This is a genomic window from Winogradskyella flava, from assembly GCF_014243395.1.
Taxonomy (GTDB): Bacteria; Bacteroidota; Bacteroidia; order Flavobacteriales; family Flavobacteriaceae; genus Winogradskyella; species Winogradskyella flava.
This window is the reverse complement of record NZ_JACLCP010000001.1, coordinates 466,722-490,931: the sequence shown is the minus strand read 5'-3', so window position 1 is coordinate 490,931 and position 24,210 is coordinate 466,722. Positions and strand designations below refer to the sequence as shown.

Sequence of the window (24,210 nt, the reverse complement as noted above, 5' to 3'; positions counted from 1 at the left end):
TCTAGATGAAATATAATGTTCCACGTGGAACAAAAGCAACCGAATTATGTTTAACGAAGTATATGATGTCATTGTGGTTGGTGCTGGTCACGCAGGAAGCGAGGCTGCTGCTGCAGCTGCCAATATGGGCAGTAAAACGTTGTTGATTACAATGAATCTTCAGAACATCGCGCAGATGTCTTGTAACCCTGCTATGGGAGGTATTGCGAAGGGGCAGATTGTAAGGGAAATCGATGCGCTTGGCGGTTATAGTGGTATTGTGTCAGATACTTCTGCCATTCAATTTAAGATGCTTAATAAATCTAAAGGACCAGCGATGTGGAGTCCCAGAGTACAATCGGATAGAATGCGTTTTGCGGAAGATTGGAGGTTGCTTTTAGAAAAAACACCTAATCTTGATTTTTATCAGGAGATGGTTTCTGGGTTACTTATAGAAAAAAATAATATTGTAGGTGTAAAGACTTCATTAGGAATTGAAGTTAAAGCAAAAACAGTTGTCCTTACAAATGGCACGTTTTTAAATGGCCTTATTCATATAGGTGATAAAAACTTTGGAGGAGGAAGGGCGGGTGAAAGAGCCGCAACAGGAATTACAGAAGAGCTTATTGAGTTGGGATTTGATTCGGGTAGAATGAAAACTGGAACACCGCCAAGAGTCGATGGAAGATCTTTGGATTATTCTGTAATGATTGAGCAACCTGGCGATGACAATCCCGAGAAATTCTCCTACTTAGATTTTACACATCCATTAAAGGAACAACGTTCATGCCATATGACTTATACAAGTCCAGAGGTTCATGATTTGCTTCGCGAGGGTTTTGATAGATCACCCATGTTTAATGGTAGAATTAAAAGTGTCGGACCACGATATTGCCCATCAATAGAAGATAAGATTAATCGTTTCGCAGACAAAGACAGGCACCAATTGTTTGTGGAACCAGAAGGCTGGAACACGGTTGAAGTTTATGTGAATGGCTTTTCTACATCACTACCGGAAGATGTTCAGTTTAATGCGCTAAAATCCGTCAAGGGTTTCGAGAATGTAAAATTCTTTAGGCCTGGTTATGCCATTGAATATGACTATTTTCCGCCAACACAGTTGAAGCACACACTTGAAACAAAGTTGATAGACGGTTTGTTTTTTGCTGGGCAGATAAATGGTACTACAGGATACGAAGAAGCAGCTTCACAAGGGTTGATGGCTGGAATAAATGCGAGTTTAAAAGTTCAGGAAAAGGAAGCTTTTACCTTAAAGCGAAATGAAGCTTATATTGGTGTTTTGATAGACGATTTAATTACCAAAGGCACAGAAGAGCCTTATCGTATGTTTACATCTCGAGCAGAATACAGAACCTTATTGAGACAGGATAATGCCGATTTTAGATTAACACCTAAGGGATATGAACTTGGTTTAGCATCAGAACGTCGATTGAGACGTATGGAAGAAAAGCAATCGAAGTCCAATGCTTTTGTTCAGTTTTTTAAGGATACTAGCGTAAAGCCTGATGAAATAAATGCCGTTTTAGAATCTAAGAATTCAGCAAAAGTGAAGCAACAGGACAAGATGTTTAAGCTGTATGCAAGACCGAATATTACAATAGATGACATGCGTAAAGTGGAGGTTGTTGATAAATACATTACTGCTAATAATCTGGATACTGAAGTCATCGAGCAAGCAGAAATTCAGGTGAAGTATGCAGGATATATAGAGAAAGAAAAGAATAATGCAGATAAGCTAAGCCGATTAGAAAACGTAAAAATCCCAGAGAATTTTGATTACTCAAAATTGAAGTCTATGAGTATGGAAGCAAGACAAAAGCTAAAAGAAATTCAACCGGTTACAATATCACAGGCCTCTCGAATTAGTGGTGTATCTCCAAATGATATTTCGGTGCTGTTAGTGTATTTAGGAAGATAGATAAAAGTGTTCCACGTGGAACAACCATTATAGTTTTATCATTCTAACACTTGTTTTTGGATCTAATATATGAATCACAAATCAACATATTTAACAGTAAAGGACCATTCGGTTTCTGGAGAGGCATTCCAATTGTTATACAATGAGCAATTGGACATGTTAGAAACATTCCCCCAGCCCAAACCCAATAAGCTTTCAGGTTATTATAAAAGTGAAGACTACATTTCGCATACAGACACCAAAAGGAATCTTTTGGAAAATGTTTACCATTTGGTTCGAAAAGTGTCTTTGAAGAAAAAACTAAAGCTGATTAATTCATTTAAAACTGAAGAGAAAGTACTTTTAGATATTGGATGCGGCACAGGCGATTTTTTGGAAACAGCACAAAAGGACGATTGGCAGATCACGGGAATTGAACCCAACGAAAACGCAAGACGAATTGCCAATTCTAAGACCAACAACTCGGTTTTTGAAATAGAATACTTAGCCAATTTAAAAGCTAATAGTTTTGATGTCATTACCCTTTGGCATGTATTAGAGCATTTACCAAACTTAGAGATGCATATAAAATTGATCAAACATCTTTTAAAGCCAAATGGAACTTTAGTAATTGCTGTTCCTAATTTTAATAGTTACGATGCCGAGCATTATAAAAACTTTTGGGCTGCTTATGACGTGCCAAGGCACTTATGGCATTTTTCTAGAACTGCTATTAAGGAGCTTTTCAAAAGAGAAAGAATGGAGTTGAAAAAAGTCCTACCAATGATTTTCGATGCTTATTATGTAAGCTTGCTTTCAGAAAAATATAAATCAGGATGGATGAATCCTTTTAAGGCATTTTGGTTAGGAATGCGTTCAAATCAAAAAGCAAAACACTCAAACGAGTATTCCTCACATATATACATCGTTCAACATCAAAATTCTTAATTTGGAAGCGCCTAATTAATTCACCTACCCACAAATGTTCAATTATAAGCCACAAATATAAAACGCTCTTAAAACGCATTATTTAGGTTTATTTTTAATAGTTTTTGGAAATAAAAATACGGATCAACTATAGATTTTATTTATAGTGAAATATTTACTCTAAACACAGGTTAACTTTTATACATTTGCAAAAATTTAATTCAAATAAAACATGAAAAGAATAATCACGGCAGTAATCATTTTAATGTCTTTTGCGTCTTGTCAAGAACAGGATAAAGTTGCTTTTGTTGACAACACAAAAGTTATGGACGATTATCAAATGAAAATTGATATCGAGAAGAAGTACGAAGATAGAAGTGCTGCTTTTAATAAACAGAGAGATAGTATCGGACTTGTTTATCAGATGGAAATACAAACCATTCAAATGCAGTTAAGTAAAATGTCACCAAGGAAGCAGGAGGAAGAGTCTCAAAAATTTCAACAAAAGTGGCAGCCAGTTCAACAGCAAATGCAGTTTCAGCAACAACAGATGGAACAAGGTTTTAACAAAGAGATGGATTCAGTAATTGTTAAGGTAAATGATTTCGTTGAAGATTATGGAAAAAAGAATGGCTATACATTCATTTTTGGAAAAAACAGAGCTGGTAGCGTAATGTATGGAGCCGAAGCAAAAGATATTACTGAAGCCGTAACTGAAGCTATTAATGCTGATTACGGTAAAAAAGACAATGAAGATACAGCGGAGGAGTCTGAAAAAGGTACCTCAGAAGAAAAAGAAACTTCAAAGGAATAACATTACATATATCACTATAATTAGGCCGAGCTTATGCTTGGCTTTTTTTATGTAATAACCTTGTCAATTTAATCGACAGGTCTGTAAGAATAATCTTAGAGTTGCCATTGCGTTCAATATGGTAGATGGCATCCTGAAGTTCATTGGATATTTCAAGAATATTGGAGTCGTGAACAAAAGGCGCAAATTTTTCTAGTTGGAAGTTTTCTGATTTTGGTTCTAAATACACCAAATCATTCGCCTTATAATTGAGAAGTAGAGCTTGCCTAAAATAATTTAAACAAAACCCCAAAAACTTCTTTTGTGTTTCACGGCCAGTTTTAGCAATCTCCTCGGACCATGATATTAAATCATGAATCGCACTTTTATTTCCTTTGGCCTTAAACGCAGAACGCACCCAAAGAATAAACCACTTTTCAAACTGAATATCTTCACTATCTTGATAGATAAGATCGCAGGCTTTATTAAAATTACCGTTGGCTTGATGAGCAATTTTTGCAGCGACAGAGGTTTCAATATGATATTTTGCCACTAAGGCTTCAGCAATAGCATCCTCTGCCAATGGTGGAAAATGTAATACTTGACAACGTGATCTAATAGTATTGATAATTTGCTCTTCATCTTCAGCAATGAGAATAAAAATGGTTTTTTCAGGTGGTTCTTCAATGAGCTTCAAAAGTTTGTTGGCGGCGGCGGTATTCATTTTTTCGGCCATCCAAATAAGCATGACCTTGTGCCCACCCTCATAAGACTTTAAAGTCAATGATTTTACAATTTCGTGCGCCTCATCTACACCTATTTGTCCCTGCTTATTGTCTACACCAAGTAATTTGTACCAGTCAAATAGATTACCATAAGGTTGTTGATCTAAAAGTTGCCTCCACTCCTCTAAATAAAAATTAGAGACCGGTTTACTTTTAACTTTATCACTAGTGGTTACGGGAAAGGCAAAATGCAAATCAGGATGAGAAAAGTTTTTAAACTTCAAATTACAAGAATCATTTCCACCCGTATTTTCACCATTTGTATTACCACATAAAATGTATTGAGCATAAGCCAAGGCCATAGGTAGGGTTCCAGAGCCCTCTGGTCCAACAAAGAGTTGGGCATGTGCAATTCTGCCCGCATCTACACTTGTGGAGAGGTGGTTTTTGATATGGTTCTGACCTAAAACTTCTGAGAATTGCATGCGGCAAAGCTATGTAATATTTTAATGTTACAAAACTGTCTACTTATGGAATAACGTTCAGCATGATTTTTTGTAATAGCAAGCAGTATCTTCTTGTCAAATGCTCATTATGGACTTATATTTGTTAATCAGAAACAACCCACATACTATATAATAGACATGAAAACATTAAACGACTTTAATTTTAAAGATAAAAGAGCATTAATCCGCGTAGATTTTAATGTACCCTTAAACGATAATTTCGAAGTTACTGATACAACCAGAATTGTATCTGCCAAGCCCACGATTATCAAAATATTGGAAGATGGTGGAAGCTGTGTTTTAATGTCTCATCTCGGGCGTCCAAAAGGTATTCAGGATGAATTTTCCCTAAAGCACATCATCTCTAAAATTGAAGATATACTTGGTGTTGAAGTAAAGTTTGCTAGTAATTGTGTTGGCGAAGAAGCCGAAGAAAAAGCGAATGCGCTGCAACCAGGAGAAATTTTGTTATTGGAAAATTTACGTTTTCATGATGAAGAAAAACAAGGTGATAAAGACTTTGCCGAAAAACTCTCTAAGCTGGGAGATATTTATGTTAATGATGCCTTTGGAACTGCGCACAGAGCTCATGCATCGACAACCATTATTGCGCAATTCTTTCCAGAAGCAAAATGCTTTGGGCATTTGTTGGCCAAAGAGATAGAAAGCATTAAAAAAGTTCTTGAAGATGGTGAAAAACCAGTATTAGCAGTTCTTGGTGGTGCAAAAGTGTCTTCTAAAATTACGGTTATTGAGAATATTTTAGACAAGGTAGATCACTTGATTATTGGAGGCGGAATGACGTTTACTTTCATAAAGGCCCAAGGCGGAAGCATTGGAGATTCTATTTGTGAAGACGATAAGATGGAATTGGCAATTGACATTATGAAACAAGCGGAAGCGAAAGGGGTGAAAATTCATTTACCCGTAGATGTGTTAGCTGCTAACGCGTTCAGTAATGATGCGAATACACAGATTTGTGATGTTAAAAGTATTCCTGACGGTTGGCAAGGTTTGGATGCTGGTCCAAGATCTCTTGAAATTTTTGACGCCGTGGTTAATCAGTGTAAAACCATTCTTTGGAATGGTCCACTAGGTGTTTTTGAAATGGAAAATTTCTCCAATGGCACTATTGCATTAGGAGATTCAATTGCCAATTCTACTAAGAACGGGGCATTCTCATTGGTTGGAGGTGGAGACTCGGTTGCTGCAGTTAAGCAATTTGGTTTTGAGGATAAAGTGAGTTATGTGAGTACTGGAGGAGGTGCCATGTTGGAAAGTTTAGAGGGCAAGACTTTGCCTGGTATTGCGGCGATTTTAAGTTAGATTGCAAAAAAATACTATTTTAGGCCCCACAACGTTTATATTGCGTTGACTTTTACAGATCAATTATGTGATTTATGACATTGAAAACGTTTTTATGGGCTTGCTCTTGTGTATTTGTATCTAAAGCATTTTCCCAAACCAAAACAGATAGTATTCCTCAGAACAATCATTCGGTTATACAGATAACTAAAGATTCAGTTATTGATGGGAAATTAATAACACCCCAAAAATCTATTCCTGCTGTTATAGATTCGTCTCGAATAAAAAATATAGAAGACTTACCTGAAGCTGCAGCCTTGGATAAAAAATGGTTGGATGAACTATATAGCAATGCGCTGTTTGATACCGTATATAAATCCGTAACCGAATTAAAATACGAACCTGTATACTATCCACAACTCTCAACCGACACCCTTAAAGCAAGGCTGAAGCGTTTAAATGCTAGGACACCATTTAATGTAGAATATAATCCGTCATTAGAGAGTGTCATTAAAAATTACCTTAAACATAGAAGAACATCTTTGGAGAGATTAATGGGGTTGAGCCACTTCTACTTTCCAATGTTTGAGCAAGAGTTTGACAATCAAAATATTCCTTTAGAAATGAAATATTTGGCTATTGTTGAATCGGCATTAAAACCAAGAGCGCGTTCTCGTGTTGGCGCAACCGGTTTGTGGCAATTTATGTATGGTACAGGCAAGGAGCACGATTTGGATGTAAGCAGTTATGTTGATGACCGCAGTGACCCCATTAAATCTACTACCGCTGCTGCACAATACCTAGGGAGGCTATATAGAATATTTGGCGATTGGGATTTAGCCTTAGCAGCATATAATTCTGGACCAGGAAATGTAAATAAAGCCATTAGACGCTCTGGAGGTTATAAGAATTATTGGAACATTCGTCAAAACTTGCCAAGAGAAACTGCTGGCTACGTTCCGGCATTTTTAGCAACTATGTACATTTTTGAATATGCTAAAGAACATGGATTCAAACCTGAACGACCAGCATTTCAATATATAGAGACGGACACGGTACACGTAAGGCAAATGATTTCTCTAGATCATGTGTCTGAAGCTACAGGAATTAAAATTGAAGAGCTACAATTTTTAAATCCTGCTTATAAATTGGATATCATTCCAAAAGTAGATGGGAAAACCTATGTTTTGAGATTGCCCAGGGAAGCTATTGGTAAATTCGTAAGTAACGAAGAAAAGATTTATGCTTTTGCAAATGCCGAGTTCAATCAGCGTGAAAAACCCTTGCCGCAACTTTTCAAAAATGACACTCAAATTAGATATCGCGTAAAAAATGGAGATTATTTAGGCAAGATTGCCAGAAAATATGGTGTGCGTGTAAGTCAAATAAAACGTTGGAATGGACTTAGAAGCAATAATCTAAAAATAGGACAACGATTAACCATCTATCCAAGAAACCATGGTGCTGCACCAAAACCTGAAGCGCAAAAAAAGGTCGTCAACACCGAAGGAAAACAAACCTACGTAGTTAAGCCTGGTGATTCTTTATGGACGATATCACAAAAATTTTCTGGAGTTTCTGTTCAAAATCTTAAAGATTGGAACGATATTAGTGGTAACAAACTCAAAATAGGAATGACACTTGTGGTGTCAAAATAAAAGAACCGACAAAATTTAATCTTATGAGAACGTTATACACAGTAGTGATTGCGATGCTTTTCTTGGCATGTGGTGATAAAAAAGATGGCGACAAAACTGTCTATCTTCCAGCCTCAAATGGAAATTTAAACAGTATCTCTGTGGTGGTGGACAATTCACTGTGGGATGGAAGTGTCGGAGAGAGTATTCGGGAGATATTTGCAGCGCCCATCAATGGTTTATTGGTAGATGAGCCTATGTTTAAATTGAGACAAATACCACCTCAAGTATTTGATGGTTTTGCAACACGCAGTAGAATTGTGCTTAAAATTGAAAAGGGTGAGATTGCACCTTCCGTTAAAATAGCGAATAATGTTTTTGCAAAACCTCAGACCGTTGCAGTAATTGGCGGGAAAACCAATCAAGAAATAATAGCTCAACTAAAAGATAATAAAGCCAAGATTATTGATGCTTTTAATAAGGAAGATGTTAAAGAGAAACAGAGACGCATTAATTTATCGCTGTTAGATGACGAAAAAATGGAGAACCAATTAGGCTTCACGGTTAATATTCCTTCAGCTTATAAATTTGGAAAAGCGGAAAACGATTTTTATTGGTTAAGAAAAGCACTGGATCAAAGTAAAACTATAGACATCATGTTTTATGAAATACCTATAGAAAGTATCTCTTCTGGCGACAGCACTATTGTGGATTTTGTAAAGCTAAGAAATGATATTACAAAAACTAAAATTCCAGGGGAAGATGACATCTACATGAAAGTTGAAGAGGCTTATGCGCCAGCGATGTTTGAAACCATCATTGACAATAAACCAGCCCTTGAAATTAGAGGACTTTGGGATATGGAAAGCTATACAATGGGAGGTCCGTTTATTGCCTACGCTATTGAGGATAAAGTTAACGGGCGCTATCTGGTTGCGGATGGCTATGTTTATGCGCCATCACTTAGTAAAAGTGAATATGTATTTGAATTAGAGTCGATAATTAAATCGATTAAGATAAAGTAACAAAAAAGCCAACTCTAATAAGTTGGCTTTTTTGTTATGTTTTTCAGATAAGGACTTATTCTTTTTCCTTATTGTCAGCAGGATCTTCTTTACTTGCGTCTTTAAATTCTTTGATGCCACTACCTAAACCTCTCATTAATTCAGGAATTTTTCTTCCTCCAAAAAGTAACAAAACAACAACTACAATCAGAATAATCTGAGGAGCACCAATTGCTAATGGGACAATGCTTAAACTCATAATTTTAAATTTAGACTACAAAGTTAGTAATTATACTTTAATTATAACGTTCTAAAGGCAACTTTAGCACTTATTGATAGTGGTATTTCACTATTTTAACTAATTTTGTTTTGATGGCAAAAAAGAAGAAAAAAGAAAAAAAACTAGCCAAAAAACTACTGCATAAGTATCGTTTGGTTATTTTAAATGAAGACACTTTCGAAGAGCGTTTTGCAATTAAGTTAACGCGCCTCAATGTTTTTGTATTAACCTCTTTATCTGCTATATTCTTGATATTTTTCACGATACTGCTAATTGCCTTTACACCTTTGCGAGAATATATACCTGGCTATTCGTCTTCAAAATTAAAAAAAGAAGCCTCGTTACTTAATTACAAAACAGATTCTCTTGTGCAAGAACTAGAGTTGAATAAGCGGTACTACGCTTCTATAAGAAAAGTGCTTACAGGAGATGTTGCTACAGTCGAATTCAATAGGGATTCAATTATTGAAGCGGCAAAAAATGATATAGACATTTCTCAAGTAACTACAAACAAAGAAGACTCATTGTTGAGAGAAAAGGTTGAAAAAGAAGATAAATATAATTTGTTCGAAGATACATCTAACCCTTCCAATTTTGTGTTATTTCCGCCTGTTAACGGAACTATTTCAGAAGATTATAATATAGAAGATAAACACTTTGCTGTAGATGTGGTTGTGGCAAGTGATACTCCCGTGAAAGCAACAGCAGATGGAACTGTGATTTTTGCAGAATGGACTGTAGAAACAGGATATGTTGTAATCATAGAGCACAATCAGGAATTGATTTCCGTTTATAAACACAATTCTGCGATTACAAAGTCACAGGGCGATTTGGTAAAAGCAGGAGAGGTTATAGCAATGTCTGGAAACACAGGGGAACTCAGTACAGGCCCACATTTACATTTCGAACTTTGGAGCAAGGGCTATCCGGTAAACCCAACTAATTTTATTGATTTTCAGTAATGCAGTCGCTTAAAGCAGCACTTTCAAAACCTTTTGCAAAATACATTGCAAAACGCATTAAAAAATGGGCCACCAAACCCGTTGAAACTCAAGAAAAAATATTTCGAGAACTATTAGCCGAGGCAAGTACCACAGTTTTTGGCCAAGATCACAGTTTTAACGAGATTAAGACGTATGAAGATTTTAAATCTAAAGTTCCAATACGAGATTATGAAGAACTAAGACCTTATGTGGAGCGTGTTGTGCATGGTGAAGAAAATATACTTTGGAAAGGGAAACCCATATACTTTGCCAAGACATCTGGTACTACCTCTGGCGCGAAATATATTCCCATTACCAAGGAGAGCATGCCTACTCATGTTGAAGCCGCTCGAAATGCTATTTTAATGTATATCCACGAAACTGGTAATTCAAAGTTTGTAGATGGTAAAATGATATTCTTACAAGGAAGTCCTATTCTTGAAGAGAAAAATGGTATCAAACTCGGAAGATTATCAGGTATAGTTGCACACTATGTTCCAAAATACCTACAAAAAAACAGATTGCCAAGTCTGGAAACCAATTGTATTGAGGATTGGGAAACAAAGGTCGATGCCATTGTCGAGGAAACTATCAATGAAGACATGACGATTATTTCTGGTATTCCATCTTGGGTGCAGATGTATTTTGAAAAACTCATTGAAAAAAGGAACAAGAAAGTAGGTGATATTTTCAAGAACTTTAATCTTTTCATTTTCGGAGGTGTTAATTACGAACCTTATCGCGCAAAGTTTGAAAATTTGATAGGGCGACAAGTAGATAGTATTGAGTTGTACCCGGCTAGTGAAGGTTTTTTTGCTTTTCAAGACAAGCAAAATGAAACAGGGATGCTACTTCAATTAAATTCTGGTATTTTTTACGAATTCGTCGAAGCAGAACATTTTTTCGAAGATAATCCAAAACGCATTACCATAAAAGACGTAAGGCTTGGCATTAATTACGTGATGATTATTTCTACAAACGCGGGTCTTTGGGCATATAATATTGGTGACACTGTTCAGTTTACATCTCTAAGCCCTTACAGAGTTATTGTTAGTGGTAGAATAAAGCATTTTATATCGGCTTTTGGTGAGCATGTTATCGGTAAAGAGGTCGAGCAAGCTCTCAAAGAAGCACTAGAAAAGACAACGATTTCAGTCAATGAATTTACAGTTGCACCACAAATTAATCCAGAAGAAGGTTTGCCATATCACGAATGGTTTATAGAATTTGAAAATGAACCTGAGGATGAGTTAAAATTTATTGAAGATTTAGAACGGTCCCTTCAACAGCAGAACAGTTATTATCTCGATTTAATAGAGGGAAAGGTTTTAAAAACCTTAAAAATTGCAAGAGTAAAAAAAGATGGTTTTCAAACCTACATGAAGTCTATTGGTAAATTAGGCGGACAAAATAAAATACCAAGACTATCCAATGACAGGAAAATTGCAGATAAACTCTACCAACTGGGATTAACTAAATAAAGCTATATTTGCAGGTTAAAATACTGTATGAGTACAACTGATAAAAGACACAAGAGAACAAGAGCGCAAGAGAGTTCAAGTGCTATTGAGCGCATGTATATTACAATGCGTCATCTTTTCAATCGTGGATTTTACAAACCCATGGGAGTCTCTGGAGAGACACTTCGAGAAGCATTACTACTATTAAGACCAGAGATTTATGGGTCTATTGCCGAGGAAAAGGCAGAACTTGAAGGATTGCTATATGTTATAGACCGTTTACCGCAAGGTATAGAAGAGTGTACCTTTATAAATTTAACCAGCGACGAAGGTTATGCCAATTCGCACTTTAAGCCAATAATTCCTCCAAAAAGAAGACGCAATTGTTATCGGATAGATGATGAGCAAATGAACATTGAAATTACTAGAGGACGCTCGGAAATTTATGATATTTTGACGCATCTTACATTTCTTTTTGTCGAATCACACAAAATTAGTAAGCGTATTATTATCAATGAGGAAGGAGCTACAGTCAGGGATTGGCAAAAGTTAGAAAGTGCAGTATTATCATCGAAAAAATTAACTCAAAAGGAGCGTGAAATCGCTATAACGCATACCGCAAATATTTTAGGTAGAACCTTTAATGAATTAACAGAAGCATATCCTAAATTTGCTACAGAAAAGCAGCCAGAGCGATTACTTCATATTGTATACTGGTTGGGTAAATTGGCTATTGAAGAGGTTGTAAATGGCAATAAAAGGACCATTACCTTTAGCCCAGTTTTAAGAGAGCGCTTAGGGCACCACATACATGGTGAAATATGGGCTGATAATATTAAGTCTATTCTGCGCAAAAATGGCTTAGTGGAACGGCCAATCCATATCATAAGTGCAAATATGCATAGCGTTATGAATTCGATTTTTGCTAAAGGAAGTATCAAAAGTGCTGAAGCTAAAAAAGATATTTTTGAGATTTTTGAAACCTTAAGTGACTCAAAAAACACCACGTTACGCAATAAAGTAGAAAAATCAGCGTTGCAAAACGGAATGATCTATATAAAAGACGCTTCTGGAACCAACATTGATGTGCAGATTTTTGACACAGATAAAATAGATTTTTCTAAAACAGATTTTGAATATTTGGAATCCAACAAAGAAGAAAAAGCAGTCCTATTTGTCATGGACTATGCCTTCGGTGAACAAGCTTATGAGACTTTGGATGAGTTCTTAAAACCTCTTAAGGTTAATGGAACAAAAGTGCCTTTAGATGTTAAGTCCATATCAATAATGGGTAAAGCAGGTATTCTTGAGGGCGGGAAAGGTGATGTTATGATACCATCTGCACATATTTTTGAAGGGACCGCGGACAACTATCCTTTTAAAAATGAACTAAGTAAAAATGATTTGTTAGATTGCGGAGTTGATGTTTATGAAGGCACTATGGTTACAGTTTTGGGTACGTCTTTGCAAAATAAGGAAATATTAAAATTCTTTAAGAAATCTACCTGGAATGTTATAGGTTTGGAAATGGAAGGCGCGCACTACCAAAAAGCCATTCAAGCAGCATCCAAGGTTAGAGGAAGTATAAATGAAGATGTTAAGGTCAGGTATGCCTATTACGCAAGTGATAATCCTCTTGAAACCGGAAGCACATTGGCATCTGGAGGCTTGGGAGCATCTGGCGTGAAGCCGACCTATGTGATAACAAAAAAAATATTAGATCAAATATTTAATGCGTAAAAAATGAGCGAAAAATTACCAGAAAACCCAAATACAGAAGAAGTTGATTTAGGTCAATTGTTTAATGCTATCGGCAAACTGTTTGAAAAACTGTTTAGGTTTATAGGAAGTATCTTCAAAGGATTTTTTTCTGCTTTAATATACATAATTAAACCTTTAGTCGTTCACTTTAAGATAGTGGCGCCTATCTTCGTTTTAATGATTATTTTAGGTTCTATCTATGAAAACCTAAAAGAACCAGTATATTATTCTGATATGGTGGTTAAACCTCATTTTGATTCTAAATATCAATTATCTAATAATATAGATTATTTTAATTCACTTATAAGTTCTGGTGATATAGACGAGCTGTCTTATATATTCGAAATTGATACAACCAGAGCGTCGAATCTGATAAGTTTTGATTTAGAAGCTGGTCCCGAGACCCAAAACGACTTATTCGTAGAATTTGACGAATTCAGACAATCCGTGGACACCTCTTTGGTAGATGAGTTGTCTTATCCAGAATTTATTAAAAATAGAGATTTACTATCAAGTAGGGTATTTACTATTAAGGCGAAAGCCTTGAAAAATGATATATTTCCTCAACTGCAAGAGGGATTTAGAAAGACGTTTGAGAATGAATTTTCGAGATTTCAAAAATCAAAAAGAGACACAACGACTTATATTCAACGTCAAGCATTAATGAAGGAGCTGTCAAGATTAGATAGTATTCAGAAAACTTATTTAGAGGTTTTGAAAAATGAATCCGAGAAGAATAAACTTTCCTTAGGACTTGATGCCGTTATGCCGCTTCAACAAGAAAAAACAGATACTAAAGAATACGATCTTTTTAAAGATGAACAAAGGATAAGAAGAGCATTGAGCGAATTAGATGTAGAAATAGCCGAGGAAAACACATATTTTGAAGTGTTATCTGGTTTTGATAAAATAGGGTCTATAGATAGAGGCATAAAAAGGCGGTATTCAATATTATTCCCATTATTGGCCATTGGTCTTTTTATAATGGTTTTCTTGGCAATAAAAGCATTTAGTTTTATTAAAAACTATGAGTAGATCAATTCTGATAACTGGCGGAGCGGGATTTATTGGGTCTCATGTGGTTAGGCTGTTTGTTTTAAATTATCCTGATTATCATATATATAATCTTGACAGTTTGACTTATGCGGGGAACCTTGAAAACCTGAAGGATATTGAATCAATGCCTAATTATACATTTCTTAAGGGGGATATAGTTGACGAGGAGTACGTAAATTTAATTTATGATAAATATAAATTTGATGCTGTGATTCATTTAGCCGCAGAATCTCACGTAGATCGCTCTATTAAAGACCCCTTAGCGTTCGTAAAAACGAATGTCATTGGCACCATGGTGCTACTTAATGCGTTTAAAAATTGTTGGAATTCTAATTTTAAAAACAAACTTTTCTATCATGTGAGTACGGACGAGGTCTATGGGTCCTTAGGTGAGTATGGACTATTTACGGAAACCACACCCTATGATCCTAATTCGCCATATTCTGCCTCAAAAGCAAGTTCAGATCATTTCGTCAGGGCCTATGGTGAAACATATGGATTGCCTTTTGTAATCACGAATTGCTCAAATAACTATGGTCAAAATCAGTTTCCCGAAAAACTGATTCCTTTGTTTATCAACAATATTATTAATAACAAACCGCTTCCTGTTTATGGAGATGGCAACTATACCAGGGATTGGCTTTATGTAAAGGATCATGCATTGGCGATAGATTTAGTTTTTCATAAAGGAAGACCCGGTGAAACTTATAATATCGGAGGGTTTAATGAATGGAAAAATATTGATCTCGTAAGACTACTATGTCAGCAAATGGATGCTAAACTAAATCGACCCAAAGGAAGTTCAGAAAGACTAATAACCTATGTAAAAGATAGGCCTGGTCACGATCTTCGATATGCGATTGATGCTTCTAAAATAAAAAATGAACTTGGTTGGGAACCCTTGGTTACATTTGAAGAAGGACTTGATAAAACTATTGCTTGGTATTTGAACAATGAGGAATGGCTTACCAATGTGACAAGTGGTGAATATCAAAACTACTATGCTAAACAATACGATTAAATAATGAAAGGAATTATTCTAGCCGGCGGTTCTGGTACAAGGTTGCATCCCTTAACTTTAGCAATGAGTAAGCAATTAATGCCAATTTATGACAAACCAATGATTTATTACCCTTTGTCAACATTAATGTGGTCAGGTATTAATGAAATACTCATTATATCCACTCCTCAGGATTTACCACTTTTTAAGAAATTGTTAGGTGATGGTACGAAGTATGGTTGCGTATTTAAATATGCTATCCAGGAACATCCAAATGGGTTAGCTGAAGCTTTTATTATTGGCAAAGAATTTATTGGAAACGATAAAGTAGCGTTGATTTTAGGTGATAATATTTTCTACGGTACAGGGTTGTCTGATTTGCTTCAGAAAAACAATAATCCGGAGGGAGGAATCATTTATGCCTATCATGTGCACGATCCGGAACGTTACGGTGTAGTAGAGTTTGACTCGAAAGGCTTAGCAGTTTCCATAGAAGAAAAACCAGCAAAACCAAAATCTAATTATGCCGTGCCAGGGATTTATTTTTATGATAATTCTGTGGTCAAAATAGCCAATAGCATAGAGCCAAGTAGAAGGGGTGAACTAGAAATCACAGACATAAACAAGGTATATTTATCTCAAGGAAAATTAACGGTTAGTGTTTTAGACAAAGGCACAGCCTGGTTAGATACAGGAACATTCACATCTTTAATGCAGGCATCTCAATTTGTACAGGTAATTGAAGAGAGACAGGGGTTAAAAATTGGAGCGATAGAAGAAGTTGCTTATAGAATGGGATATATAACAGAAAAACAATTAAGAAATCTCGTTAAGCCATTGATCAAAAGTGGTTACGGTAAACATTTGTTAAGTCTTATATCACATTAGTATGAAAATTTCTGAGACCAGATTAAAAGGATCCTATATAATTCAACCACAAATTTTTAAGGACAAAAGGGGCTATTTTATGGAAAGCTACAATATGGAATCCCTGAGAAAATTTACTGGACTTAATATAGATTTTGTACAAGATAATGAATCTCAATCTTCTAAGGGGGTTCTTAGGGGTTTGCATTATCAAATAGAGGAATTTGCTCAAGCTAAGTTGGTAAGGGTCGTTAGGGGACGTGTACTGGATGTCGCAGTCGATTTAAGAATAAATTCTAAGACCTTTGGAGACCATATTACCGTAGAGCTCTCAGCAGAAAATAAAAAGCAATTATTCGTTCCAAGAGGTTTTGCTCATGGCTTTGTGGTTTTAGAAGATGACACGATCTTTAGTTATAAATGCGATAATTACTACAATAAAGAAGCTGAAAGAGGTATATTTTACAACGACCTTGATCTAGAGATTGATTGGCACCTGCCCAATTCGGATTTAATTATTTCGGATAAAGATTTGCTTTTGCCCAAATTTAAAAATGCTGAACTATGACAAACGTTTTGGTGACTGGAGGTTCAGGACAATTGGCAAATTGCATTAAGGATGTTGCCAGAAAGTTTCCTAAACTAAATTTGATTTTTAAATCATCCTTAGAGTTAGATATTACGGATTTTGAAAAAACATCTTCTATTTTTAAGAGCCAAAATATAGATTATTGTATAAATTGTGCGGCTTATACTGACGTTGACAATGCAGAGCAGAAGTCTAAAAAAGCAATGCTGGTTAATTGTCATGGACCAAAAAATATATCGATAGCCTGCTTGGAAAATGATGCGGTTTTAATTCATGTATCAACTGATTTTGTTTTTGATGGTTACTCATCCATTCCTTATAAGGAGGAAGACCTACCTAATCCCCTTGGGATATACGGTTTATCTAAATTTAGGGGAGAAACTGCTATTAAAGAACATCTAAAGAAATTCTTTATCTTTAGAACTTCTTGGTTATATTCAGAGCATAATAAGAACTTCATGAAGACAATGATTCAGCTCTCAAAATCCAAGAAAAAATTGAGTGTTGTTGATGATCAAATAGGTACCCCCACATATGCAAGAGACCTAGCAAAAACGATGCTAAAAATCATTGACAAAAAAAACAAAAAATATGGAACCTATCATTACAGTAATGAGGGTGTTGCCAGTTGGTATGATTTTGCTTATGCCATATTTAAAGAAATAGAAAGCGAGATAGAACTTTGTCCAATAAAATCAAAAGATTACTTGACTTCAGCAAAAAGACCATATTTTAGCGTGTTAGACAAATCAAAAATCAAAATGAATTTAGATATTACAATACCGCATTGGAGGTCTAGCTTAAATGAGGCTATTATAAATCTGAGAAAAGAAATTAATTTATGAACGAGATAGAAATAGATGAAAATTTAAAAATCGCTATTCAGGCGGCACTCAAAGCAGGAGAGGTCGTCATGCAGGTTTACGATACGGCATTCGATATAGAACTTAAAGATGATAAGTCGCCATTAACAGAAGCCGATAAAAAAGCTAACGAAACAATAAACTCATTTTTAAAGGGTACACCAATCCCAATTATTAGTGAAGAAAATAAACAAATTGAATATAGTGTTAGGAAAGATTGGAATACTAGCTGGATAGTAGATCCTGTAGATGGTACAAAAGAGTTTATAAAGCGTAATGGAGAGTTTACTGTTAATATTGCCTTAGTTCATAATGGAGTTCCAAAGTTAGGCGTGATATATGCTCCAGCCGTAAAGACACTTTACTATGGTAATGTCGATGAAAAGAAGGCATTTAAGGTAGAATTGAGCTCGCATGATATCACAATAAACGAGGTTTTAGAATTAGCAAGTCCATTACAACCCAAGAATAATAACTCAAATCAAATTCAAGTCGTTGGTAGTCGATCTCACATGAATCAGGACACCTTAGATTTTGTGGAAGATCTAAAAAAGAAAGGGAAGCAGGTAGAAGTTGTATCAAAAGGTAGTTCGTTAAAATTTTGCTTGGTAGCCGAAGGTAATGCAGATGTATATCCGCGTTATGCACCTACAATGGAATGGGATACGGCAGCTGGACAAGCTATATGTAATGCTGTGAGTATAAAAGTAATTTCTAAAGAGACTAATAAACCCTTGGCCTATAACAAAGAAAACTTGTTAAATAGTTATTTTTTAGTTACTAAATAACATGGCAACAGACGTTTCATATAAACGGCACATTGCAAAGACAATTACCTGGAGATTAGTAGGTACACTAGATACCATACTTTTATCGTGGTTCATTACAGGGGATCCTTTAGCTGGATTAAAAATTGGATTAGCAGAAGTTACAACAAAGTCAGTTTTGTATTATCTACACGAGCGCGTATGGTATAAGATCAACTTGTCAAAGGATGGAGTGTTATTAGAAAGTAGGAAACGACACGTTGCAAAAACGGTTACATGGCGATTTATAGGCACTTTAGATACAATGACTTTAGCGTGGATTATTTCTGACGACCCTTTAGCAGCATTACAAATAGGTTTTGCGGAAGTCATTACAAAAATGATATTATACTATTTTCATGAACGCATGTGGTATAGAATAAACTTTGGTTTAACGAAAAGACAATAGATTTATAATGAAGCGAAATATAATACCTCATGATTATCAAGTCTCAATTACCGACAGAAGAAAAAGCAATAATCATAATTCATTTCTTCTGTGGTTTACAGGCTTGTCGGGTTCCGGCAAGTCTACTGTGGCAAATGTAGTGGAACAGAAATTATATCAAAAAGGTATTAAGACTTATGCTTTAGATGGTGATAATATAAGAAAAGGAATCAATAAAGACTTAACCTTTGCGCCTGAAGACAGAACAGAAAATATCCGTAGAATTGCAGAAATAGCGAACTTGATGGTAAATGCGGGTTTAGTGACAATAGCAGCATTTGTCTCACCTTATAAAAAAGACAGAGAGAATATAAGAAGTATTGTTAAAGATGTTAACTTTGTTGAGATTTATATTAACACAAGTGTAGAAGAATGTGAGCGAAGAGACGTAAAGGGTCTCTATAAAAAAGCTAGAGCAGGAGAAATAAAGAATATGACCGGAATTTCTGCTCCTTACGAGGCTCCGGAACAGCCTGATATAGAGATAAAAACGGAAGAGGAATCTGTTGATGCGGCGGCACAACGGATTTTAGATTATATAACACCAAAATTAAAACTCAACAATGAGTAAGTATTATTTAAATTATTTAGACGAGTTAGAAAGTGAAGCTATTTTTATTTTAAGAGAAGTTTGGGCACAGTTTGAAAACCCCGTAATTTTATTTTCAGGAGGTAAAGATTCAATTTTGGTTGCTCATCTGGCAAAAAAAGCATTTCATCCAGCAAAGATACCATTTCCTTTAATGCATGTTGATACAGGTCATAATTTTCCTGAAACTATAAAGTTTAGAGATGATATTATCAAAGAACTCGGAACCAAACTTATTGTAGGCTCTGTGCAAGAGTCCATTGATGAAGGTAGAGTCGCTGAAGAAAAAGGAAAAAATGCAACTCGAAATGCACTTCAAATCACAACATTACTTGATGCCATAGAATCCAATAAGATTGATTGTGCAATTGGAGGTGGGCGTCGAGACGAAGAAAAGGCAAGAGCTAAAGAGCGTTTTTTTTCACATAGAGATGACTTTGGTCAATGGGATCCAAAAAACCAAAGACCAGAGCTTTGGAACATATTTAATGGTAAGCATTTTGAAGGCGAGCATTTTAGGGCTTTCCCGATCAGTAATTGGACCGAAATGGATGTTTGGAATTATATTAAAAGAGAAAATATAGCAATTCCATCATTATACTTTGCTCATGAACGTGAAGTGGTTTGGAGACAGGATAGTTGGATACCTAATTCTGAATTTTTAATACTCGAAGACCATGAAGAAATTGTAACAAAGAAGATTCGTTTTAGAACATTAGGTGATATTACAATTACTGGCGGGATAGAATCTGATGCAGACACTTTAGAAAAAATTGCCGAAGAAGTTTCTGGGATGAGGCAGACTGAACGTGGCAATAGAAGTGATGATAAACGTTCAGAATCCGCGATGGAGGACAGGAAACGTCAAGGGTATTTTTAAAATATAAAATAATTAATAATGTTAGATAGTAGTCAATTATTGAGGTTTACAACAGCAGGAAGTGTAGACGATGGAAAGAGTACGTTAATAGGTCGTTTGCTTTACGATTCGAAATCTATTTTTGAAGATCAATTACAGGCCATTGAAAAAACCAGTCAAAAGAAAGGACATGAAGGTGTAGATTTAGCTTTGTTTACTGATGGCCTAAGAGATGAAAGGGAACAAGGTATTACCATTGATGTAGCTTATAGATATTTTACAACTCCTAAACGGAAATTTATAATCGCTGATACACCTGGTCACATTCAATATACAAGGAATATGGTTACAGGTGCTTCTACTGCTAATGCGGCTATTATTCTTGTTGATGCGCGTCATGGTGTCATAGAGCAAACAAAAAGGCATTCTTTCATAGCCTCATTGTTGCATATCCCTCACGTTATAGTTTGCATTAACAAAATGGATTTGGTAGATTATTCAGAAGAGGCCTACAACAAAGTTATTAATCAGTTTGAAGAGTTTTCATCTAAATTATTAATACAAGATATACGTTTTATACCTATAAGTGCATTAAATGGTGACAATGTCGTAAATAGATCCGCCAACATGGACTGGTATCAAGGTGCGCCATTATTACACACACTAGAAACCATGCATATTAGTAGTGATATTAATAAAGTAGATTCAAGATTCCCTGTGCAAACCGTATTGAGACCACAGAGTGAATCTCACAGGGATTATAGAGGATATGCAGGTAGAGTAGCTAGTGGAATTTTTAGACCTGGGGATGATGTTACTATAATGCCATCGGGATTTACTTCAAAAATAAAAAGTATTGATACCTTAAATGGCCCATTAAAGGAAGCTTTTGCTCCAATGTCTGTTTCAATGACCTTAGAGGACGATATTGACATTAGCAGAGGAGACATGATTGTTCGTTCTAATAATAAACCAGAGGCTTCCCAAGATTTAGACGTAATGTTGTGCTGGTTGCATAATGATGCTGCAAAGCCAAGGGCAAAATACAGCATTAGACAAACTTCTAATGAACAAAAGGCAATGATTAAAGAGGTCCTCTATAAGTTTGATATAAATACATTGGAACGCAATAAGGAAGACAAGGAACTAAAAATGAATGATATTTCTAAGGTGAAAATAAGAACCACAAAGCCTTTAATGATTGATCAATACAGAGAAAACCGCACAACAGGCAGTATAATTCTTATTGACGATGCAACCAACGAAACTGTGGCTGCTGGGATGATTGTTTGAAATGGCGAAATTTATTATAAAAAAGATTTTTGCATCAAGTGTTTTTAAACTTTTTTTGTTTAAAAATTAAGAAAACAAGAATAAAAGCTTCTTGGAAAAAAACAGCTCGCCTATTAATAAATTGGATTTCAATTACTTAATATTAGCTTGTCAATTTAAAAAGTTTAATTATACCCCTTGTTGTATTCTAAAAAACGTTAATAGAATTATCCTGATATTATAATGAAAACGAAGGATTAAGCTACACTATAACATGAAATATATGGAGCTATAAGTACTATGTGTGGAATAAATGTAATATGGTCTAAAGGCGAAATCACTAATATAACTGAGAGAATTCAGAAAATGAATTCATCTTTGAGGCACAGAGGCCCAGATGCTACAGGCATTTATAAAGATCAAAATATAGTTCTAGGTCATAGAAGACTTAGCATTCTTGATACAAGAGAACTATCTAACCAGCCAATGCACAGTAATGATAATATTTGGCATATTGTTTTTAATGGTGAGATATATAATTTTGAGGAAATTAAAGAACACCTCAATTATAATTTTTCTACCAATTCTGATACCGAAGTTATTCTTGCGGCTGTCAAGGAAAAAGGGATAGATTGGTTTATTAAACAAGCCAATGGTATGTTTGCGATAGCTTTATATAACTCTGAAACTAAAAAATTATACATTATAAGAGATAGGCTGGGGATTAAGCCAATATTCTATTATAATGATGAAGAAAATCTCATCTTTTCTTCTGAAATAAAAGCTATTTTATCTAGTGGTTTGGTTGAAGCTGTGTTTAATGAAGAAGCGGTCGATGAGTACTTGGCAAACAGGTATGTTAGAACACCATTTACTTTTTTTAAAGAGATTTATCAATTAGATCCAGGCACCTATTTATGTATTGACAAGGACTTTAATATAACCAAAAACACCTATTGGGATATTCCAAAAGCATTCAATATGTCTAATCAATACAATGAAGACGCTATTTTAAAGGAGTTTGATATAGAATTGAACAAGGCGATAAAATATAGACTCATTTCAGATGTACCATTAGGAACCTATTTAAGCGGAGGGGTTGATTCTAGCCTAATAACTGCAATAACTGCATTAAATAAAAAAGAAAAGATTAACACATATACTATTGGTTTTCAGGAATTTAATGAATTTGAGTATTCCAATATAATTGCTCAAAAATATAATACAGAGCATCATGAAATTTTAATGCAAAAAGAAGACTATATATCTAATTGGGAAAAGCTAATTAAATTTAAAGATGCTCCATTAGGTGTTCCGAATGAGATACCACTAGCTGTAATGTCTAGTAAATTGAAAGAAAAGATTACCGTTGTTTTATCTGGTGAGGGAGCAGATGAATTGATGGGGGGCTACGGCCGAATATATAGAGCTCCTTTTGATTATGAAAATGAAGCGCCGAAAATTGATTTTTATGATTTTTTTATCTCTAAATATGATTATGTACCTAGATCTATGAGAGATCAATTTATTAGCACGCCAACAAATTATAGGCAAAAGTATGATAATGAATTGAGAGCAGAATTTAATAAAGCGTCTAATGAAGAAAATGTATTTAAGTTTTTTCATAAATATCATGTAAAAGGATTATTGCAAAGAGTAGATATGACCACTATGCAGGCTTCTGTCGAAGCAAGAGTTCCCTTTTTGGATCATAAACTTATAGAGTTCTCATACCGAAATATACCCTATGATCTTAAGCTAAAATGGACAAGCGCAACTGCTAAAGAAGAAGCTAGAAAAGGCAACTCAAATAAGTATAGCGAAATCTTAGATATTCCCAAATATTTACTTAGAGGTCTGTCTTATAAATATTTGCCTAGGGAAATTATTGAAAGAAAAAAAGTCGGATTTCCTGTTCCTTTAACCGAATGGTTTAAAAACTTAGAATCTTTAGCATTTGAGTTGTTACCGAAAGCAAGTTGGTTAAAAGAAGGCATGGTCAATGATTTAATTGAAAAAAGCAAAACAGAATCTAGGGCTGGACAAATTCTTTGGATGTTTATTAATATAGAGTTATTTAGAAGAAATTATTTTCAAAAAGATTGGCGATGGTAATATTAACAATAAAAATAATTTATGTACAAAAGAGGTGATGAAAAAACGATAATAGGTTATACTTCAGGTGTCTTTGATTTATTCCATATTGGACATTTAAACTTGCTTAAAAATGCAAAAGGATTATGTGATAAACTAATTGTAGGGGTCACTTCTGATGAATTAGTGGCCTATAAAAATAAGAAAGCCATTATTGGCCATCAAGAACGAATGGAAATAGTTAGAAATATTAAGTTTGTAGATGCTGTTATCCCCCAAAATGATATGGATAAGTTCAAAATGTGGGAACGTCTGAAGTTCGATGTTATGTTTGTTGGAGATGACTGGTTTGAAACGGAAAAATGGCAAGAGCTAGATAATAAATTTAAAGAAGTTGGAGTTAAAATCATTTATTTTCCATACACCAAAGGCACATCTTCTACTCTTATTAATAATGCATTAAAAAAGTTAAGAGAGTAATTTATATAA

General features: G+C 35.0%; 23 protein-coding genes. 21 read left to right on the top strand and 2 right to left on the bottom strand.

Features of this window, described 5'->3' with window-relative positions; genetic code table 11:
• The first annotated feature begins 46 nt into the window (after nucleotides 1-46).
• The 3 genes from mnmG (at nucleotide 47) to H7F21_RS02145 (ending at nucleotide 3,638) form a co-directional block, all read left to right on the top strand.
• Nucleotides 47-1,918, top strand: a complete 1,872-nt coding sequence (gene mnmG, locus H7F21_RS02155) for a tRNA uridine-5-carboxymethylaminomethyl(34) synthesis enzyme MnmG (RefSeq protein ID WP_185787590.1) — start codon at nucleotides 47-49, stop codon at nucleotides 1,916-1,918.
• Between the two features lie 69 nt (nucleotides 1,919-1,987).
• Nucleotides 1,988-2,845 (top strand): class I SAM-dependent methyltransferase, encoded by an 858-nt coding sequence (locus tag H7F21_RS02150; RefSeq protein WP_185787589.1) that lies wholly within the window; start codon nucleotides 1,988-1,990, stop codon nucleotides 2,843-2,845.
• Between the two features lie 211 nt (nucleotides 2,846-3,056).
• Nucleotides 3,057-3,638: an OmpH/Skp family outer membrane protein gene (locus tag H7F21_RS02145; protein ID WP_185787588.1), complete on the top strand. Its 582-nt coding sequence runs from the start codon at nucleotides 3,057-3,059 to the stop codon at nucleotides 3,636-3,638.
• Nucleotides 3,639-3,669: 31 nt separating this feature from the next.
• On the opposite strand, the gene H7F21_RS02140 is transcribed toward H7F21_RS02145, so the two are convergent.
• On the bottom strand, nucleotides 3,670-4,827 hold the full coding sequence (locus H7F21_RS02140; RefSeq protein WP_185787587.1) for a DNA polymerase III subunit: 1,158 nt from the start codon (nucleotides 4,825-4,827) through the stop codon (nucleotides 3,670-3,672).
• Nucleotides 4,828-4,986: 159 nt separating this feature from the next.
• Here H7F21_RS02140 and H7F21_RS02135 point away from each other — a divergent pair, with 159 nt between their 5' ends.
• The 3 genes from H7F21_RS02135 to H7F21_RS02125 all read left to right on the top strand — a co-directional run bounded on the left by H7F21_RS02135 (nucleotide 4,987) and on the right by H7F21_RS02125 (nucleotide 8,815).
• Nucleotides 4,987-6,174, top strand: a complete 1,188-nt coding sequence (locus H7F21_RS02135; protein WP_185787586.1) for a phosphoglycerate kinase — start codon at nucleotides 4,987-4,989, stop codon at nucleotides 6,172-6,174.
• Between the two features lie 74 nt (nucleotides 6,175-6,248).
• Complete coding sequence (locus tag H7F21_RS02130; RefSeq protein ID WP_185787585.1) at nucleotides 6,249-7,811, top strand: lytic transglycosylase domain-containing protein; 1,563 nt, start codon at nucleotides 6,249-6,251, stop codon at nucleotides 7,809-7,811.
• A gap of 23 nt (nucleotides 7,812-7,834) precedes the next feature.
• Nucleotides 7,835-8,815, top strand: coding sequence for a DUF4837 family protein (locus H7F21_RS02125; protein WP_185787584.1), 981 nt, complete (start codon nucleotides 7,835-7,837; stop codon nucleotides 8,813-8,815).
• A gap of 55 nt (nucleotides 8,816-8,870) precedes the next feature.
• Here the strand turns inward: H7F21_RS02125 and tatA are convergent, their stop codons facing one another.
• Nucleotides 8,871-9,053, bottom strand: coding sequence for a twin-arginine translocase TatA/TatE family subunit (gene tatA / locus H7F21_RS02120; RefSeq protein WP_185787583.1), 183 nt, complete (start codon nucleotides 9,051-9,053; stop codon nucleotides 8,871-8,873).
• Nucleotides 9,054-9,166: 113 nt separating this feature from the next.
• Between tatA and H7F21_RS02115 the strand changes: the two genes are divergently transcribed.
• From H7F21_RS02115 to H7F21_RS02045, 15 genes are all read left to right on the top strand, one after another.
• Nucleotides 9,167-10,036: a M23 family metallopeptidase gene (locus H7F21_RS02115; RefSeq protein ID WP_185787582.1), complete on the top strand. Its 870-nt coding sequence runs from the start codon at nucleotides 9,167-9,169 to the stop codon at nucleotides 10,034-10,036.
• Nucleotides 10,036-11,538 carry a GH3 auxin-responsive promoter family protein gene (locus H7F21_RS02110; protein WP_185787581.1) on the top strand — a complete coding sequence of 501 codons (1,503 nt, stop codon included), beginning with the start codon at nucleotides 10,036-10,038 and terminating at the stop codon, nucleotides 11,536-11,538. The genes H7F21_RS02115 and H7F21_RS02110 overlap by 1 nt, the downstream gene beginning before the upstream one ends.
• Nucleotides 11,539-11,565: 27 nt before the next feature.
• On the top strand, nucleotides 11,566-13,257 hold the full coding sequence (locus H7F21_RS02105; RefSeq protein ID WP_185787580.1) for a DUF6909 family protein: 1,692 nt from the start codon (nucleotides 11,566-11,568) through the stop codon (nucleotides 13,255-13,257).
• Nucleotides 13,258-13,260: 3 nt separating this feature from the next.
• Nucleotides 13,261-14,313, top strand: a complete 1,053-nt coding sequence (locus tag H7F21_RS02100) for a hypothetical protein (protein WP_185787579.1) — start codon at nucleotides 13,261-13,263, stop codon at nucleotides 14,311-14,313.
• Nucleotides 14,306-15,355, top strand: coding sequence for a dTDP-glucose 4,6-dehydratase (rfbB, locus tag H7F21_RS02095; protein WP_185787578.1), 1,050 nt, complete (start codon nucleotides 14,306-14,308; stop codon nucleotides 15,353-15,355). Before H7F21_RS02100 ends, rfbB begins: the two co-directional genes overlap by 8 nt.
• Nucleotides 15,356-15,358: 3 nt before the next feature.
• Nucleotides 15,359-16,222 carry a glucose-1-phosphate thymidylyltransferase RfbA gene (rfbA, locus tag H7F21_RS02090; protein ID WP_185787577.1) on the top strand — a complete coding sequence of 288 codons (864 nt, stop codon included), beginning with the start codon at nucleotides 15,359-15,361 and terminating at the stop codon, nucleotides 16,220-16,222.
• 1 nt (nucleotide 16,223) lies between these two features.
• Nucleotides 16,224-16,769 carry a dTDP-4-dehydrorhamnose 3,5-epimerase gene (gene rfbC, locus H7F21_RS02085; protein ID WP_185787576.1) on the top strand — a complete coding sequence of 182 codons (546 nt, stop codon included), beginning with the start codon at nucleotides 16,224-16,226 and terminating at the stop codon, nucleotides 16,767-16,769.
• Nucleotides 16,766-17,635 (top strand): dTDP-4-dehydrorhamnose reductase, encoded by an 870-nt coding sequence (rfbD, locus tag H7F21_RS02080; protein ID WP_185787575.1) that lies wholly within the window; start codon nucleotides 16,766-16,768, stop codon nucleotides 17,633-17,635. Before rfbC ends, rfbD begins: the two co-directional genes overlap by 4 nt.
• Nucleotides 17,632-18,441 carry a 3'(2'),5'-bisphosphate nucleotidase CysQ gene (gene cysQ, locus H7F21_RS02075; protein WP_185787574.1) on the top strand — a complete coding sequence of 270 codons (810 nt, stop codon included), beginning with the start codon at nucleotides 17,632-17,634 and terminating at the stop codon, nucleotides 18,439-18,441. Before rfbD ends, cysQ begins: the two co-directional genes overlap by 4 nt.
• Before the next feature lies 1 nt (nucleotide 18,442).
• Nucleotides 18,443-18,868, top strand: coding sequence for a DUF2061 domain-containing protein (locus H7F21_RS02070; protein WP_185787573.1), 426 nt, complete (start codon nucleotides 18,443-18,445; stop codon nucleotides 18,866-18,868).
• A 7-nt stretch (nucleotides 18,869-18,875) separates the two neighbouring features.
• The gene (gene cysC / locus H7F21_RS02065; RefSeq protein ID WP_185787572.1) at nucleotides 18,876-19,478 is read left to right on the top strand and encodes an adenylyl-sulfate kinase; all 603 of its coding nucleotides are present in this window, start codon (nucleotides 18,876-18,878) and stop codon (nucleotides 19,476-19,478) included.
• The gene (gene cysD / locus H7F21_RS02060) at nucleotides 19,471-20,376 is read left to right on the top strand and encodes a sulfate adenylyltransferase subunit CysD (RefSeq protein WP_185787571.1); all 906 of its coding nucleotides are present in this window, start codon (nucleotides 19,471-19,473) and stop codon (nucleotides 20,374-20,376) included. Before cysC ends, cysD begins: the two co-directional genes overlap by 8 nt.
• 18 nt (nucleotides 20,377-20,394) lie before the next feature.
• On the top strand, nucleotides 20,395-21,648 hold the full coding sequence (cysN, locus tag H7F21_RS02055) for a sulfate adenylyltransferase subunit CysN (protein ID WP_185787570.1): 1,254 nt from the start codon (nucleotides 20,395-20,397) through the stop codon (nucleotides 21,646-21,648).
• A gap of 279 nt (nucleotides 21,649-21,927) precedes the next feature.
• Nucleotides 21,928-23,742 (top strand): asparagine synthase (glutamine-hydrolyzing), encoded by a 1,815-nt coding sequence (asnB, locus tag H7F21_RS02050; RefSeq protein ID WP_185787569.1) that lies wholly within the window; start codon nucleotides 21,928-21,930, stop codon nucleotides 23,740-23,742.
• Nucleotides 23,743-23,763: 21 nt separating this feature from the next.
• Nucleotides 23,764-24,201, top strand: coding sequence for an FAD synthase family protein (locus tag H7F21_RS02045; RefSeq protein ID WP_185787568.1), 438 nt, complete (start codon nucleotides 23,764-23,766; stop codon nucleotides 24,199-24,201).
• Nucleotides 24,202-24,210: the final 9 nt, after the last annotated feature.

Bases quoted from the DNA above. Each gene is read 5' to 3' on its own strand.
- mnmG (WP_185787590.1), top strand. From the start codon at position 47: ATGTTTAACGAAGTATATGATGTCATTGTGGTTGGTGCTGGTCACGCA.
- H7F21_RS02150 (WP_185787589.1), top strand. From the start codon at position 1,988: ATGAATCACAAATCAACATATTTAACAGTAAAGGACCATTCGGTTTCT.
- H7F21_RS02145 (WP_185787588.1), top strand. From the start codon at position 3,057: ATGAAAAGAATAATCACGGCAGTAATCATTTTAATGTCTTTTGCGTCT.
- H7F21_RS02140 (WP_185787587.1), bottom strand. From the start codon at position 4,827: ATGCAATTCTCAGAAGTTTTAGGTCAGAACCATATCAAAAACCACCTC.
- H7F21_RS02135 (WP_185787586.1), top strand. From the start codon at position 4,987: ATGAAAACATTAAACGACTTTAATTTTAAAGATAAAAGAGCATTAATC.
- H7F21_RS02130 (WP_185787585.1), top strand. From the start codon at position 6,249: ATGACATTGAAAACGTTTTTATGGGCTTGCTCTTGTGTATTTGTATCT.
- H7F21_RS02125 (WP_185787584.1), top strand. From the start codon at position 7,835: ATGAGAACGTTATACACAGTAGTGATTGCGATGCTTTTCTTGGCATGT.
- tatA (WP_185787583.1), bottom strand. From the start codon at position 9,053: ATGAGTTTAAGCATTGTCCCATTAGCAATTGGTGCTCCTCAGATTATT.
- H7F21_RS02115 (WP_185787582.1), top strand. From the start codon at position 9,167: ATGGCAAAAAAGAAGAAAAAAGAAAAAAAACTAGCCAAAAAACTACTG.
- H7F21_RS02110 (WP_185787581.1), top strand. From the start codon at position 10,036: ATGCAGTCGCTTAAAGCAGCACTTTCAAAACCTTTTGCAAAATACATT.
- H7F21_RS02105 (WP_185787580.1), top strand. From the start codon at position 11,566: ATGAGTACAACTGATAAAAGACACAAGAGAACAAGAGCGCAAGAGAGT.
- H7F21_RS02100 (WP_185787579.1), top strand. From the start codon at position 13,261: ATGAGCGAAAAATTACCAGAAAACCCAAATACAGAAGAAGTTGATTTA.
- rfbB (WP_185787578.1), top strand. From the start codon at position 14,306: ATGAGTAGATCAATTCTGATAACTGGCGGAGCGGGATTTATTGGGTCT.
- rfbA (WP_185787577.1), top strand. From the start codon at position 15,359: ATGAAAGGAATTATTCTAGCCGGCGGTTCTGGTACAAGGTTGCATCCC.
- rfbC (WP_185787576.1), top strand. From the start codon at position 16,224: ATGAAAATTTCTGAGACCAGATTAAAAGGATCCTATATAATTCAACCA.
- rfbD (WP_185787575.1), top strand. From the start codon at position 16,766: ATGACAAACGTTTTGGTGACTGGAGGTTCAGGACAATTGGCAAATTGC.
- cysQ (WP_185787574.1), top strand. From the start codon at position 17,632: ATGAACGAGATAGAAATAGATGAAAATTTAAAAATCGCTATTCAGGCG.
- H7F21_RS02070 (WP_185787573.1), top strand. From the start codon at position 18,443: ATGGCAACAGACGTTTCATATAAACGGCACATTGCAAAGACAATTACC.
- cysC (WP_185787572.1), top strand. From the start codon at position 18,876: ATGAAGCGAAATATAATACCTCATGATTATCAAGTCTCAATTACCGAC.
- cysD (WP_185787571.1), top strand. From the start codon at position 19,471: ATGAGTAAGTATTATTTAAATTATTTAGACGAGTTAGAAAGTGAAGCT.
- cysN (WP_185787570.1), top strand. From the start codon at position 20,395: ATGTTAGATAGTAGTCAATTATTGAGGTTTACAACAGCAGGAAGTGTA.
- asnB (WP_185787569.1), top strand. From the start codon at position 21,928: ATGTGTGGAATAAATGTAATATGGTCTAAAGGCGAAATCACTAATATA.
- H7F21_RS02045 (WP_185787568.1), top strand. From the start codon at position 23,764: ATGTACAAAAGAGGTGATGAAAAAACGATAATAGGTTATACTTCAGGT.